The organism is Streptomyces sp. NPDC055287, assembly GCF_053646035.1.
The window spans coordinates 249,120-263,400 of the sequence record NZ_JBSHNE010000003.1 but is presented as its reverse complement, the minus strand read 5'-3'; the positions used below and the strand labels follow the sequence as shown (position 1 = coordinate 263,400).

The window sequence follows — 14,281 nt, the reverse complement described above, 5'->3', positions numbered from 1 at the left end:
CAGATACCGCTGCCTGTTCCGGACGGTGCGCCCCATACCGTACGGGGACGGGGCTCCGCCGTACACGGGCCGGACGGCGAAGGAGTGGCCGGGGGAGTGAACCGGGGGCGCGTTTGGCGGGCACCGCCGTGCGCCGAGAGGGCCGGGGGCGGAGGCTGAGGGCATGTCTCATCACCTCAGCGGACCGAACCTGCGCTCGCCCATGGACGACGCCCGACTGGATCTGACGGATCTGTTCGCGTTCACCGTGCCTGGCGACCGGACCGTCCTGATCATGAACGTCCACCCGATCGCCTCTGCCACGGGTGCGGCGTTCCATCCGGACGCGGTCTACCGCATCAATGTCGACGTCGACGGTGACGAGCGGGCCGACGTGGCGTTCAGTTTCGTCTTCTCCCCGCCCGCCGACGGGCAGCAGACGGCGAGCGTGTACTGGGCGACGGGGGCGCAGGCCCTCAGCCCGGAGCCCGGGGGCCAGCAGATCATCGCCGAGGCGCCCGTCTCCTTCGGTGCGCAGCCCAACGTGATCGAAGCCGGGCCGTATCTCTTCTCGGCCGGCCTGCGCAGCGACCCGTTCTTCGCCGACCTGGACGGCATCGTCAAGGACTTCCAGTGGACGGGCGTGGACTGGGGAGCCGACAAGAACGTTCTCGGCATGGTCCTGGAGATCCCGAGCGAGGAGCTCGACGCGGACCCGATCGGTGTGTGGGCACGGGTGAGTGTGCGGCAGAACGGGCAGCTCATTTCGGTCGACCGGGGCGCCCACCCCTCCCTGACGGCGTACTTCAACGCCGACGAGGTGAAGGACGCCTACAACGCGGGGGAGCCCGCGGCGGACTGGGACTCGTACCACGAGGCGTGGACCGAGGTGCTCCGGCACACCGGCGGCTACGACGCGCGGACCGCCGAGGAGGCCCTGCGCACGGTCCTGCCGGACATCCTGCTCTACGACCGGGGACGGACCGCCGCGTACCCCAATGGCCGTACCCTCACCGACGACGTCACGTCGGCCCGGCTCGCGATGATCTCGGGCGGCAAAATCGCCGGTGACCACATCGGGCCGCACACCGACCTGCTCCCCGAGTTCCCCTATCTGGGTGCACCCCACCCCCACCCGGCGGCCGGTTAGTCACGCGCCCGGCGCGCCCGCCCGCGGTGAGGCCTGGTCTCCGTCCGGGGCGGGGGCGGGCGCGTGCTGGGCGGCGAGCCGTACCGGCGTGTTGGGCAGGCCGAAGCCGCGGTAGCCGCCGAAGCGCTGGACGACCTCGACGAAGACCCGGCCGACGGTGACCGTACAGAGGTGGAGGAACTCTCCGTCGTCGTCCCTGTCGTACATCAGCCCCAGCTCGCGCAGTTCCCGGTGCCGCTCCTCGCCGAGGTCGAAACGGGCCCGCAGGTCGTCGTAGTAGTTGTCGGGAACGGGCAGGAGTACGTCGTCGGGCAGGTCCCGGAGGCGGCGGGCTGTCGCGAGGATGTCGTCGTCGGCGAGCGCGATGTGCTGCCCGGGCAGGTCCCGCCCCCCGACGAGCGCGACGTTGAGCGCGAGGCGGACCGTACCGGCGTCGTCGGACATCGCGCGGCTGCGCAACAGACCGTACGGATCGGCCACTTCGGCACTCTCCTGCGGCCGCAGCCCGAGCACGGAGCGGTAGAACAGGGCCGCCTCGTCGAACTGGTCCCAGGGATGGCTCAGCGCCACATGGTCGATGCGGCTGATGTGCCCCCCGGGCGGCGTCAAGGCGTCGAAGTCCTCCCGCCACTCCGGGTTCACCGGGTCGCAGAAGAACAGCTCGGTGCCGTCCGGCGCCGCGACGGCGTCGAGCCGCGTGGTCCCGGGGGCGCGGTGGCGGGAGAGCGGGGGCGACAGCAGCGCCTTGGCGCGCTCGGCGGAGAGCGCAGGATCCCGGGACTCCACCCCGATGGCCACCAGGGAGGTGTCGGTGGGGCTCTCGGGGTGGACGCGGCTGAGGAGGATCCTGGCCCGGCCCTGCTCCCACAGCTCGACCGGTTTGGTCTCGTGCTGTCCCGTACGGGCGAATCCCAGCGCGCCGAGCAGTCCGCCCAGGCGCTTGTGGTCACGGGTGGCGAGCTCGGCGAAGGCGAACCCGTCGGGCTGCACGGGCCGGGGCAGCGGAGAGCCGGTGCCGAGTACCTGCGCGACGGACTCCTCCAGCGCGATCAGGGAGCGCATCGCGTCGACGGCCGTCCGCCCGCTGTCCGCCTGCCGGAAGGTGTCGTTGAAGACCTCCAGCGACAGCGGGCCCGCGTAGCCGGTGCGCAGGACATGGGCGAGCAGCCCGGCGAGATCGAAGCCGCCCTGGCCGGGGAAGCAGCGGTAGTGGCGGCTCCAGGGGAGTACGTCCATGGCGAGCAGCGGGGCGTCGGCGAGCTGGAGGAAGAAGACCTTGTCGCCGGGGATGGCCTCGATGCCGCCGGGGTCCGAACCGCGCGACAGGATGTGGAAGCTGTCCAGGCACATGCCGAGGTTCGGATGATCGGCCATCCGTACGATCCGCCAGGCGTGCAGGTACGTGTCGACGTGCCGGCCCCACGCCGGTGCCTCGTACGCGATCTTGATCCCGTGCTCCGCGGCCCGCTCGGCGAGCAGCCGCAGCTGGCCGGCGGCGAGCACGTCGTCGTCGGCGGCGTCGGGTGAGACGTTCGAGCAGACCAGCATCATGCCGGCCCCGAGCCGCTCCACCACCCGGAACTTGTGCTCGGCCCGGCGCAGATTGTCCGCGAGCCGGTCGGGAGCGACGGCCTCGAAGTCACGGAACGGCTGGTAGAGGTCGATGCCGAGGCCCAGGCCCTCCGCCCTCTTACGGATCTGCTCCGGCGGCAGCGGGCAGCCGAGAAGGTCGTCCTCGAAGATCTCCACGCCGCTGAACCCGGCCCGGGCGACGGCCTCCAGCTTCTCGGTCAGAGAGCCGCTGAGGGAGACGGTGGCGATGGATTTGCGCATCGGGGACTCCTGGCTGGGGGTGGCGACGAGGGCGGCCATGTGGGCGACCACGCCGCCGCTGTCCAGCGTGCGGCAGTTCAGTGCCCCGATCCGGGCGCAGCGGCTCCGTGTCGGACGGCCCGTAGACCACACCGGCGACGTGGCGCCCCGGATGCAGCAGTGCGGCGGAGGGGGCGGCGCGGAAGGACCGAACGTCCGGGCCGCGGCGTCGGCAAGGCCGAACGGATGGGCCGGTCCGTCGCCCGGCCAGTGTCGCTCCCCGCGTCCCGCGCTGCCCCCTAACGTGTACACGTCCGCACCGCGCACACGGGCGGTGCCGCGACCCGACCCCGTGTCACCTCGGCGGTGCCGCATGTTCTCCCCGAGGCCCCCGTCGCCCTCTGGTGCGTCACCGTGCGCGCCGCGATGCTGTGGGCGACAGCGCTTACTGCCCGCTGCCCAGCCCAACCAGCCGTCTCATAGGAGGACTTGTGGGCCCAGGCACAGTTCGCTCCCTCAAGCGGCCCGTCGTGTTCCTCGCGACGGTGACCGCGCTGACGGCGGGGGCGATCACCCCCGCCACCGCCGATACGACCCCCGATCCCCGTCCCCGTAACTCCGCGGAGATTCTCAGACCCGTGGCGCCGCCACCCGCGAGCGCGCCACCCGGCGGCCCCACATCCGTCGTCGACGGCGACGGCATCGAGACCGCCCGCAGCGCCCGCCCGGTCGCCCCGGGCGTCCGCCTCACCTCGTACGACCGCCTGGAATCCGACAAGTGGCTGCGCGTCGACACGCTCTCCGTCGACCTCGACGGCAGCGGCGTACAGGCCGACTACCTCCACTCGGGCAAGGTCTCCGACCGCCGCTCGGTCTCCGAACTCGCCGCGGCGCACGACCCGGGCGCCGGCCGCCGTACCGTCGCCGCCATCAACGCCGACTTCTTCGACATCAACCAGACCGGCGCCCCGCAGGGCCCCGGTGTCAAGGACGGCAAGCCCGTCCACTCACCGGCACCCGGCGTCAACCGTGCCGTCGCCATCGGACCCGGCAGCGCGGGCCGTGTCCTCCAGCTGTACTTCGAGGGCACCCTCACCCTCCCCACCGGGACGTACCCGCTGGCGTCGTACAACGCCGCCAACGTCCCGCCCGGAGGAGTGGGGGCGTACAACTCCGGCTGGGGCACGGCCGACCGCGCGCTGACGGTCGACGCCGCGACGCCCGTCGCCGAAGCGGTCGTACGGGACGGAAAGGTCGTCACGGTCGACGACCGGCCCGGCACCGGCCCCGTCCCCGAGGGAGTCACGGTCCTCGTCGGCCGAGAGGAGGGGGCGACGGCCCTGAACGCGCTCGAGCCGGGCGACACGGTGGCGATGGAGTACAAGGCGCGCACCGACAGCGGACCGGTGCCGCGCACCGCCGTCGGTGGCCGTGAACTGCTGGTCGTGGACGGCATGCCGCAGAACCATGACGGCCAGGGCAACAACGCCGCCGCGCCCCGCACCGCTGTCGGCTTTTCCGAGGACGGCAGCGAGATGCAGGTGATCACCGTCGACGGCCGCCAGGCCGACAGCGGCGGCGTCACCCTCACCGAACTCGGCCGGATGATGAAACGCGCCGGATCGCACAGCGCGCTGAACCTCGACGGCGGCGGCTCCTCGACCCTGATCGCCCGCGAACCCGGCAGTGACTCGCTCGAGGTGGAGAACAGCCCGTCCGACGGCAGCGAACGCACCGTACCCAACGGCCTGGCCCTCACTGCCCCCGACGGCAGCGGACACCTGCGCGGCTACTGGGTCGAGACCCGTACGCCCGCCGGCGGCGCACCGACCGCCGACCCGGTCAAGGGCGGTCACCCCGAACGGGTCTTCCCCGGCCTGACGCGCCGGCTCACCGCGGCGGGTTACGACGAGACGTACGGACCGGCACAGGGCGCCCCGCACTGGCAGAGCTCCCGCGCGTCCGTGGGCAGGGTCGACGGCGGCGGACTGTTCACGGCGCGCCGCAGCGGCACCACGCACGTGCGCGCACACCGCGGCTCCGCCGACGGCGACATGCGGCTGACCGTCCTCGACGACCTGGCGCGCATCGAAGCAACCACGCGGCGCGTGGGGCTCGCGGACGCGGCGGCGAGCGGCACGTTCGGCATCGTCGGGTACGACGCCCACGGCGCCAGCGCCCCGGTGGAACCGCGTGACGTGCGGCTCGACTACGACCCTTCGCTCTTCGACGTCCGCGACGACGGCCGGGGCAACTTCACCGTCACCTCCCGCACGGGGAGCGGCGCGGGCGAGATCAGGGCCACCGTGGGCGGCAAGGTCACCTCTCTCGCCGTCGGCGTCGGCCTGACCGAGCAGGCGGTGACGGCCTTCGACGACGCCGCGAACTGGACCTTCAGCCAGGCGCGTGCGAGCGGCTCCGTCGCGGCGACGCCCGAGGGCCGCACCGGCACCGGACTGAGACTCACGTACGACTTCACGCAGTCGACGGCGACCCGCGCCGCCTACGCCAACCCGCCGCAGCCGGTCACCGTGGCCGGCCAGCCCCAGTCCTTCTCGATGTGGATCAAGGGCGACGGCAAGGGGGCCTGGCCGACGCTGCACCTGAAGGACGCGGCCGGCTCCGACCAGCTCCTGCGCGGCCCGTTCGTCACCTGGACCGGCTGGCGGCAGGTCGCCTTCGCCGTGCCCCCGGGCGCGGCGATGCCGCTCCGAGTGCACCGCTTCTACCTGGCCGAGACGGCGGCCACCAAGCAGTACACGGGCGAGATCGTCATCGACACCCTCATCGCACAGGTGCCCCCCACCGTCGACCTCCCGGACCGGCCGGCGCCCGTCGACCCGCTCATCGACCCGGCGGCCGGAACGGAGGCCAGGAACTGGCAGTTCGCGGTGATGTCCGACGCCCAGTTCGTCGCCCGTGCCCCGGACAGCGCGATCGTGGCGCAGGCGCGTCGCACCCTGCGCGAGATCAGGGCGGCGAAGCCGGACTTCCTGGTCGTCAACGGCGACCTCGTCGACGAGGGCTCCCCGGCCGACCTCGCCTTCGCACGCCGCGTCCTGACGGAGGAACTCGGGGACGCCCTGCCCTGGTACTACGTACCGGGAAACCACGAGGTGATGGGTGGGAAGATCGACAACTTCGTCGCCGAATTCGGCCCCGCCCAGCGGACGTTCGACCACGAGGGCACCCGCTTCATCACCCTGGACACCTCGAGCCTCAGCCTGCGGGGCGGCGGCTTCGCGCAGATCAAGAACCTGCGCGCGCAACTGGACGCGGCGTCCCGGGACGATGGCGTCAGCTCGGTCATGGTGATCGAACACGTCCCGCCGCGCGACCCGACCGTACAGAAGGGCAGCCAGCTGGGAGACCGCAAGGAAGCGGCGCTGATCGAGGGCTGGCTGGCCGGCTTCCGGCGTACGACCGGGAAGGGCGCGGGCCTGATCGGCAGCCACGTCGGGGTCTTCCACGCCGCACACGTGGAGGGGGTGCCGTACCTCGTCAACGGCAACTCCGGTAAGACACCGGCGGGCCCGGCGGGCGAGGGCGGCTTCACCGGCTGGTCGCTGGTGGGCGTCGACAAGGTCTCCCGCGCCGAGCAGGCGACGGCCCGGCACCGCCCCTGGGACGGTGGCCCGGACTGGCTGTCGGTCCAGACCCGCGCGCACGTGGACGCCCTGGTACTCGACGCCCCGCCGACGCTGCCTCCGGGCGGCGCCGCGCGAGTGGAGGCAACCGTCACCCAGGGCGCGCGGCGGGTCCCGGTCGCCTTCCCGCTGAGCGCGGACTGGACGGGCTCCCCGAACCTCCACATCGGCCCGGCGAAGGACGCCCGGCCACGGCACACAGCCGCGTTCGACCCGGTCACGGGGACTCTGACGGCGCTGCGCCCCGGGACGGTCACCCTCGCGGTGACGGTCAACGGCACTACACAGCGCACCGAGGTCCGCGTCGCGGCCGAGAGGCACGGCGACAGGGCAGCCGCACATCATCGGTGACCTCGGGGCCGTCGCAAGCCGGGGCCCTGCCCGCACCGCGGGCAGGGCCCCGAGCCGCGCGAGCGGGCATCACACCTTGCGGTAGTCGTACGCCTCCCTGGCCGCCGCCTCCACCGCGTCCAGGTCCGCGCCCGCCGAGGCCGTGACCACGGCCGCGACCGCGCCCTCCACGAACGGCGCGTCCACCAGCCGCGCCCCCTCGGGCAGTTCGTCCCCCTCGGCCAGCAGCGCCTTCACCGTGAGCACCGCGCTGCCGAGGTCGACCAGTAGGGCGACCCCCGCTCCCGCGTCGACCGACCTGGCCGCCTCGGCGATCAGGTCCGCACTGGTGCCGAGCCCACCGTCGGGGGTGCCGCCCGCAGCGGCCACCGGCGCTGTCTCCTTGCCGCCCGCGAGGCCCTTCGCCAGCTCGGCGACAGCGGTGGCGACCGGCGCACTGTGCGACACGAGCACGACCCCGACGACCCTGCCCCCGCTCACGCGCCGGCCTCCGCCGACTCCGCCACGTCGGCGAGCGTACCGATGAGCAGCGCCGACGACGTCGCCCCCGGATCCTGGTGCCCGATGCTCCGTTCGCCCAGGTAGCTCGCCCTGCCCTTGCGCGCCTGCATCGGTACGGTCGCGAGCGCCCCCTCGTCGGCCGCGGCCCTCGCGGCGGAGAACGACTGCGAATCGCCGAGCGCGGCGGCCGCCGGAATCAGCGAGTCCAGCATCGTCTTGTCCCCGGCCTTCGCCCCGCCCAGCTGCGCCACCGCGTCGACGCCCGCACCCAGCGCCGCGGCGAGCTGTGCGGGCGTCGCCTCGGGGTCGTCGGCGAGCGCCTTGCCCGTACGCCGCAACAGCGTCCCGTACAGCGGCCCGGAGGCCCCGCCCACGGTCGAGATCAACTGCCGCCCTGCGAGCATGAGTACGGCGCCGGGTGTGGCGGGCGGCTCCTTCTCCAGTGCGGCGGCGACGGCCGCGAAGCCGCGTTGCAGGTTGCTGCCGTGATCGGCGTCGCCGATGGCCGAGTCGAGGTCGGTGAGACGGCCGGCCTCACGGTCCACGGCGGCCGCCATGGCCGACATCCAGCGACGGAAGAAGGGGGCGTCGAGCACAAGCACAGGATCTCCTCACACGGTCGGTACGGATGTACGTCTGTACGTCGTCGGCTCAGCGACCCCAGCGGAGCGCGGGGGTCTCGACCGGCGCGTCCCACAGGCGCAGCAGCTCCTCGTCGACCTGACAGAGCGTCACCGAGCAGCCCGCCATGTCCAGCGAGGTGACGTAGTTCCCGACGAGCGTACGGGCCACGGCGACACCCCGCTCGGACAGGACGCGCTGCACCTCGGCATTGAAGCCGTACAGCTCCAGCAGCGGGGTGGCACCCATGCCGTTCACGAGTACGAGCACGGGCCGCGTCGGCCGCAGGTCCTCCAGTACCGCGTCGACGGCGAAGTCCGCGATCTCGCCCGAGGTCATCATCGCCCGCCGCTCGCGCCCCGGCTCGCCGTGGATGCCGATGCCCAACTCCAGTTCGCCCGGAGGCAGGTCGAAGGTCGGCGCACCCTTCGCGGGCGTGGTGACGGCACTGAGCGCGACCCCGAAGCTGCGGGAGGACTCGTTCACCTGCCGCGCGACGGCCTCCACCCGCTCCAGCGGCGCGCCCTCCTCGGCGGCGGCGCCCGCGATCTTCTCGACGAAGAGCGTCGCACCGGTGCCCCGCCGGCCCGCTGTGAAGAGGCTGTCGGTCACGGCGACGTCGTCATTGACGAGCACCTTGGCGACCTGAATGCCCTCGTCCTCGGCGAGCTCGGCCGCCATGTTGAAATTGAGTACGTCGCCGGTGTAGTTCTTGACCACGAAGAGGACACCCTGCCCGCTGTCGACGGCGGCAGCGGCCCGCACCATCTGGTCGGGGACGGGCGAAGTGAACACCTCACCGGGACACGCGGCGGACAGCATCCCGGGCCCGACGAACCCCCCGTGCAACGGCTCGTGCCCACTGCCCCCGCCCGACACGAGCCCCACCTGCCCGGCTACGGGTGCGTCGGCCCGGACGACGACCTTGTTCTCGACGTCGACCGCCAGCCGCGGATGCGCGGCGGCCATCCCGCGCAGCGCATCGGCGACGACGGTCTCGGCCACGTTGATGAGCATCCTCATGCGTACCTCCTGGTGAGCTGTCAGTGGCTGATCGTCAGATGTAGTTCGGAGTCACGTGGGCGTCCTGATCGGCTGAGCCCAGTATCGACGGATCGCGGGGCCGGGGCCACGTATTGGCATCGGCTTGGCGGGGGACTGGACACCGAGATCCATCCGGATTAACTTAGGTAAGCCTAACTTAACCTGGAGGGTGGCTCGGATGGATGTTACGGGCGCGTGCGCGGTCCGGCCGACCAACGGCGAGCGAGTCCGCACCGTGGTGGCGGCGGCGGGATCGCTGACGGTGGTCACGGACAGACACTCCTGCGCGTTGGCCGGCCTGCACACCCTGGACGAGAGGGGGCGGCTGATGCTGCGAGTGCCGGACGATGGTGTGCTGGCCGCCGAGGTCGCCCTCGCGCCACGCGGGATCGTGGCCGCGGTGCTGAGGTTCACCGACATCGCACCCATGGCGGTGCGCGCCCGCGTGCGCGCCCGCGTGACGCTCACCGGCTGGTTCGCTCCGGTCGGTGGGACCTCCGAGGAGCCCGGCGTCGAACTGCGTCTGGACTTCGCGCACGCCGAACTTGAAACAGCGGGAGGAGCGGCGACCGTCGGGCTCGACGAACTCACCCTGGCCTGCGCCGATCCCCTGGCCGCCTACGAGGCCGACATGCTCACCCACCTTGTCGACGACCACAGCGACGTCGTGGCCCTGCTCACCCGACTCGTGGACCTGCGGCTCGTCCAGGGAGTGAGGCGCGTCCTTCCGGTGGCACTCGACCGGTACGGGATAACGCTGCGGCTCGAACTCACCAACGCGCACCACGACGTGCGGCTGTCCTTCGCCGCTCCACTCAGTGATGCCGCAGAGGCCGGCGGTCGGATCCAGGAACTCCTCGCGGCCGCACGCGCCTGCTGCCGTCGGCACGGGTCGCCGAGCCGACCATGATCGCATCAGGGCCCCGGGGGCCGAAAAGAGCTGCCACGACGAGAGGGCGATCGACGCAGCCGCTGCTCGTCCCGGCGTGGCGTAGGCCCGGCGCCCTTCGGTCAGTTGTCGGTGGTGACGTGGCCGCCCGTGGAGCGGAAGTAGTCGGCCGCAGCCATTTCTTCGCCGTCCTCGGTGCGTACACGGGTGATGGCGAGGCCGTACGTGCCGCTGGTGTGGGCGCCGGCTCCGGCGACGATCACCACTCCGTCGTCCTCGCGCCATGAGATGTGGCCGGGGCTGCCGCTGTATTGGCCTTCGGAAACGGTGGCGGCCAGGATTTCGAGGCGCTTGCCGTTGTAGTGGGTGTAGGCGCTCGGGTGGGCGTGGGACTGGGCGCGCACGAGGCGTAAGACCTCTTCGGCGGGCAGATTCCAGTCGATACGGCTGTCCTCGATGGAGTGCTTGCGTAAGGAGCCGGCGCGGGTCGGGCCCTGCTTCAATTCGGCGCTTCCCCGGATGACGCTCGACGGGGCCGGTTCGAGATGTGCGTGCAAGCGGCGCAGCAGGGCGCCGAGTTGGGCGCGTTCCGCTTCGGTCAAGGGGGCCAGGAGGTCGTCGTCGACGGCGGAGATGTCGGCGTTGAGGTAGGTCAGGGCGGACCTGCCCTCGGACGTCAGCGTGACCTCGACCCGGCGACGGTCGGCAGGGTCGCGGGCGCAGTCGGCGTAGCCCGCCTTTTCCAGGTCGTTCGTGATCTTGACCAGGTCGCTCTGATTCATGTCCAGACGGGCCGCCAGATCCCCCTTGGACTGGGGGCCGAGGTCGGCCAGCAGGGACAGTACGGTCAGGTGCCACAGCCGCATTCCGTGGGCCGTCAGCCTCTCGGTGAGTCTGCGTCGCGCGGCCTTGCCTGTCGCATACATGAGGTACGCGTTGAGGTTCAGCACGCCCGGCGGAGTCATGCTCATGGGCCGCGAGCCGGAGACCTTGGCCTGGCCGCCGCTCGCGTTGAACGTTCCCGCGGGGTTGGACGAGCCGCGCGCGGCGGTACGCCCGGCGTCGTGGCCCCCCTCCGCCAGCATCGCGATGTCCAGGTCGCCATTCGCGACGGCACGGAAGACCTGAGCCCAGTCGGTCGGCATGTTGGATACGCCGACAATGGTGAACTTGGCGCCTGACGGGTCGTGAACCGCCCCCGAGACGGTCGGCTGCTCCATCGCTCTTCCCTCCGGTCCGATCGGCCCCTTCAGGGCCGTGGACGCATCGCCTGTCGCATGCATCCACAGGGGCTGAAAAGCACACACGAATTTAGGTTAGCCTAACCAGGATTGCCTGGGAATGGTTGATCAACAATGCGGTGGTATTCGGCAGCGCCGCGCCGAGAAAGTACCGCCGCCGAGTGGATCGGATGATCCACTCGGCGGCGACGACCGATCGGCCCAGGGGACCATGGCAGGGCCGGTCGGCAGACTGGTCGGCCCAACGCAGCCCCGGGGTGCGGCACTTGACGCTTGCGTCGGCCTTGAGAAGCTCCGACAGATCGACGAGGGTCAGATGAGGCGGTACAGCGGCCGCGCTGTACGCGCTGTGGGCACGGGTGTTGATTCCCTGATGTCAGGGACGGCTGGTGAGGTAGCCGCCCATCGAGGAGAAGTAGTCGGTCGCGGGCATTTCCTCGCCGTCCTCGGTGCGCACGCGCGTGATGGCCAGGCCGTGGTTGCGGCCGGTGCGGGCGTCGGCTCCGGCGACGATCACCACCCCGTTGCCCTCGCGGTAGAAGATGCGGCCGGGCGTGCCGCCGTAGCGGCCCTCGGACACAACGGCGGTCAGGATTTCGAGGCGCTTGCCCTTGTGATGGGTGAACGCGCTCGGATACGGGGCGGACTGGGCGCGCACGAGGCGCTCGAGGTCGGCGGCCGGCCAGTTCCAGTCGATCCGGATGTCCTCGGCGGACCGCTTGTGGAAGAAGCTGGCCTGTGACCGGTCCTGCTTGGTGAACTCGGTCTCGCCGGCCGCGATGCGGCCGAGTGCGCCGACCGTGACCGGGGCGATGAGGTCGACCGTCTTGTGGAACAGATCGGTGGCCGTGTCCGTCGGCTCGACCGCCACCGCGCGCTGCACCACGATGTCACCGGCGTCGAGCTCGCCGTCCATCATGTGGGCGGTGACGCCCACTTCACGCTCGCCGTTGATCAGCGCCCAGATCAGCGGGGAGAAGCCCGCGTACTTGGGCAGCAGCGAGTCGTGCACATTCAGGGTGCCGTGGCGGGGCAGGCCGAAGATGCGGGGAGGGATCCACGTCCGCCAGTTGTTCGCCACGATGATGTCCGGGTCGGCCGCCTTCAGGGCGGCGAACAGCTCTTCGTCATCGGGGCGGTTGCGGATCAGTACGGGTACGCCGTGCTCCTCGGCGAGGTCGGCGACCGAGTCGCTCCAGATCTTCTCGTACGCGTGCTCGCTCTTGGGGTGCGTCACGACCATCACCACGTCGTGCTCGGAGTCCAGGAGAGCTTGCAGGGTGCGGTGGCCCCAGGTCTGATAACCGAACATGACGACCCGCATGGGGTTCCTCCTCAGAAACAGCGATGGACCGGCATCAAGTAAAGCAAGCCTTACCTAAGGATGCAACGGGCCGAATTTTGAGGGGTGTTGGCGCCCGTAGCTCTCAACTTGCCCGTTTTGCCCTGTCGACAGGTTCGCCAGATGAGGTTAGCTTTACCTAAGTTCCGCTCGGTCCGCCGCTCCGCCGGTGTGCCCTGCTCCCGCATTCCCCAACGCCTGACAAGCGGCTGCCCCGCACGATGGGAGTGACATGTCACAGGCTCTTCCTGACGACGCACCACCGATCCACGACCTCATAGGAATTGGCTTCGGGCCGTCCAATGTGGCCATGGCGATAGCGCTCAGTGAGCACAACGCACGCGTCGGCAGGCAGGAGGCGGTCACTGCTCACTTCTTCGAGCGGCAACCGCGCTTCGGCTGGCACCGCGGCATGCTGATCGACGACGCGACCATGCAGGTGTCCTTCCTCAAGGACCTTGTAACGCTGCGGAATCCGTCGAGTGAGTACAGCTTCCTGTGCTACCTGCAGAGCAAGGGGCGGCTGGTCGACTTCGTCAACGGCAAGAGCCTGTTCCCGCTCCGGGTCGAGTTCCACGAGTACTTCGAGTGGGCCGCGGCCCAGGTGGACGACATGGTGTCCTACGGGCACGAGGTCGTCGCCGTGCGGCCCGTCGTACGCGACGGAGTTGTGGAGTACGTGGATGTGACGGCCCGTTCGGGGTCCGAGGTCGTGGTCCACCGGGCCCGCAACCTTGTGATCGGCACGGGTCTGCGGCCGCAGATGCCCGAGGGTGTCGACCGGACGGACCGGATCTGGCACACCTCCGACCTGCTGGCCCGCGTGGATGGACTGGACGACGCCCAGCCGTCCCGCTTCATCGTGGTCGGAGCCGGCCAGAGCGCCGCCGAGAACGTGGCCTTCCTGCATCGCCGTTTCCCCGAGGCCGAGGTCTGCGCCGTCTTCGCCCGTTACGGCTACAGTCCCGCCGACGACAGCAGCTTCGCCAACCGGATCTTCGACCCCGCAGCGGTCGACGATTACTTCACGGCGCCGGACGAGATCAAGCGCAAGCTGATGGGCTATCACGGCAACACCAACTACGCCGTGGTGGACATCGACCTGATCGACGACCTCTACCGCCAGGCGTACCAGGAGAAGGTCCTGGGCACCGAGCGTCTGCGCTTCCTCAACGTGTCCCGGCTCGCCGACGTCGTCGAGACCCCGGACAAGGTCCGCACCACGGTCGAGTCGCTGGTCACCGGAGAGAAGACCCCCCTGGACGCCGATGTGGTGGTCTATGCCACCGGCTACCGGTCCGCCGACGCCCTCGGGCTCCTCGGCGAGGTCGGGGAGCAGTGCCATCGTGACGACGCGGGACGTGTGCGTGTCGAGCGCGACTACCGCGTCGCCACCGATCCCGAACTGCGCTGCGGCATCTACCTGCAGGGCGGCACCGAGCACACGCACGGCATCACGTCCTCCCTCCTGTCGAACACCGCGATCAGGGTCGGCGAGATCCTCGATTCGATCGTGGACCGGAGCAAGGAGCCCACCGTCGGCCGGCTCCGTGACCCCGCCGACGAGGTCAGCACGCCCCTCTAGCCCGGCCACTCCGCATCAGACGCCTGCCCGCCGGCCGTTCCGGCCGGTCGGGCGTGGCAAGCCATGAAGTAGCGGCCACGCCGTCGACGAGTCAGCACACCTCTGTCCCCACCCCCCGC

The 14,281-nt window shown here is 70.9% G+C and carries 10 protein-coding genes; 4 read left to right on the top strand and 6 right to left on the bottom strand.

Features of this window, described 5'->3' with window-relative positions; translation table 11 throughout:
• The first annotated feature begins 163 nt into the window (after positions 1-163).
• Positions 164-1,129: a DUF4331 family protein gene (locus ACWIHY_RS07295; protein WP_454374638.1), complete on the top strand. Its 966-nt coding sequence runs from the start codon at positions 164-166 to the stop codon at positions 1,127-1,129.
• Here the strand turns inward: ACWIHY_RS07295 and ACWIHY_RS07290 are convergent, their stop codons facing one another.
• Positions 1,130-2,962 (bottom strand): bifunctional sugar phosphate isomerase/epimerase/4-hydroxyphenylpyruvate dioxygenase family protein, encoded by a 1,833-nt coding sequence (locus ACWIHY_RS07290; protein ID WP_454374637.1) that lies wholly within the window; start codon positions 2,960-2,962, stop codon positions 1,130-1,132. It lies immediately after the preceding gene.
• A 470-nt stretch (positions 2,963-3,432) separates the two neighbouring features.
• Between ACWIHY_RS07290 and ACWIHY_RS07285 the strand changes: the two genes are divergently transcribed.
• Complete coding sequence (locus ACWIHY_RS07285; RefSeq protein WP_454374636.1) at positions 3,433-6,939, top strand: phosphodiester glycosidase family protein; 3,507 nt, start codon at positions 3,433-3,435, stop codon at positions 6,937-6,939.
• 69 nt (positions 6,940-7,008) lie between these two features.
• Here ACWIHY_RS07285 and ACWIHY_RS07280 read toward each other — a convergent pair whose 3' ends face one another.
• The 3 genes from ACWIHY_RS07280 to dhaK are packed head-to-tail and all read right to left on the bottom strand — an operon-like array spanning position 7,009 to position 9,084.
• A complete protein-coding gene (locus ACWIHY_RS07280; protein ID WP_454374635.1) occupies positions 7,009-7,419 on the bottom strand; it encodes a PTS-dependent dihydroxyacetone kinase phosphotransferase subunit DhaM in 411 nt (136 codons plus the stop codon).
• Positions 7,416-8,036, bottom strand: a complete 621-nt coding sequence (gene dhaL / locus ACWIHY_RS07275) for a dihydroxyacetone kinase subunit DhaL (RefSeq protein ID WP_454374778.1) — start codon at positions 8,034-8,036, stop codon at positions 7,416-7,418. Before dhaL ends, ACWIHY_RS07280 begins: the two co-directional genes overlap by 4 nt.
• Before the next feature lie 55 nt (positions 8,037-8,091).
• The gene (gene dhaK, locus ACWIHY_RS07270) at positions 8,092-9,084 is read right to left on the bottom strand and encodes a dihydroxyacetone kinase subunit DhaK (protein WP_454374634.1); all 993 of its coding nucleotides are present in this window, start codon (positions 9,082-9,084) and stop codon (positions 8,092-8,094) included.
• A 199-nt stretch (positions 9,085-9,283) separates the two neighbouring features.
• Between dhaK and ACWIHY_RS07265 the strand changes: the two genes are divergently transcribed.
• Positions 9,284-10,015, top strand: coding sequence for a DUF2470 domain-containing protein (locus ACWIHY_RS07265; RefSeq protein ID WP_454374633.1), 732 nt, complete (start codon positions 9,284-9,286; stop codon positions 10,013-10,015).
• 101 nt (positions 10,016-10,116) lie between these two features.
• On the opposite strand, the gene ACWIHY_RS07260 is transcribed toward ACWIHY_RS07265, so the two are convergent.
• Together ACWIHY_RS07260 and ACWIHY_RS07255 are read right to left on the bottom strand one after the other, a co-directional pair.
• Positions 10,117-11,214, bottom strand: coding sequence for a MarR family transcriptional regulator (locus tag ACWIHY_RS07260; RefSeq protein ID WP_454374632.1), 1,098 nt, complete (start codon positions 11,212-11,214; stop codon positions 10,117-10,119).
• A gap of 397 nt (positions 11,215-11,611) precedes the next feature.
• The gene (locus ACWIHY_RS07255; protein WP_454374631.1) at positions 11,612-12,559 is read right to left on the bottom strand and encodes a methionyl-tRNA formyltransferase; all 948 of its coding nucleotides are present in this window, start codon (positions 12,557-12,559) and stop codon (positions 11,612-11,614) included.
• A gap of 250 nt (positions 12,560-12,809) precedes the next feature.
• Here ACWIHY_RS07255 and ACWIHY_RS07250 point away from each other — a divergent pair, with 250 nt between their 5' ends.
• Positions 12,810-14,162 carry a lysine N(6)-hydroxylase/L-ornithine N(5)-oxygenase family protein gene (locus tag ACWIHY_RS07250; RefSeq protein ID WP_454374630.1) on the top strand — a complete coding sequence of 451 codons (1,353 nt, stop codon included), beginning with the start codon at positions 12,810-12,812 and terminating at the stop codon, positions 14,160-14,162.
• Positions 14,163-14,281: the final 119 nt, after the last annotated feature.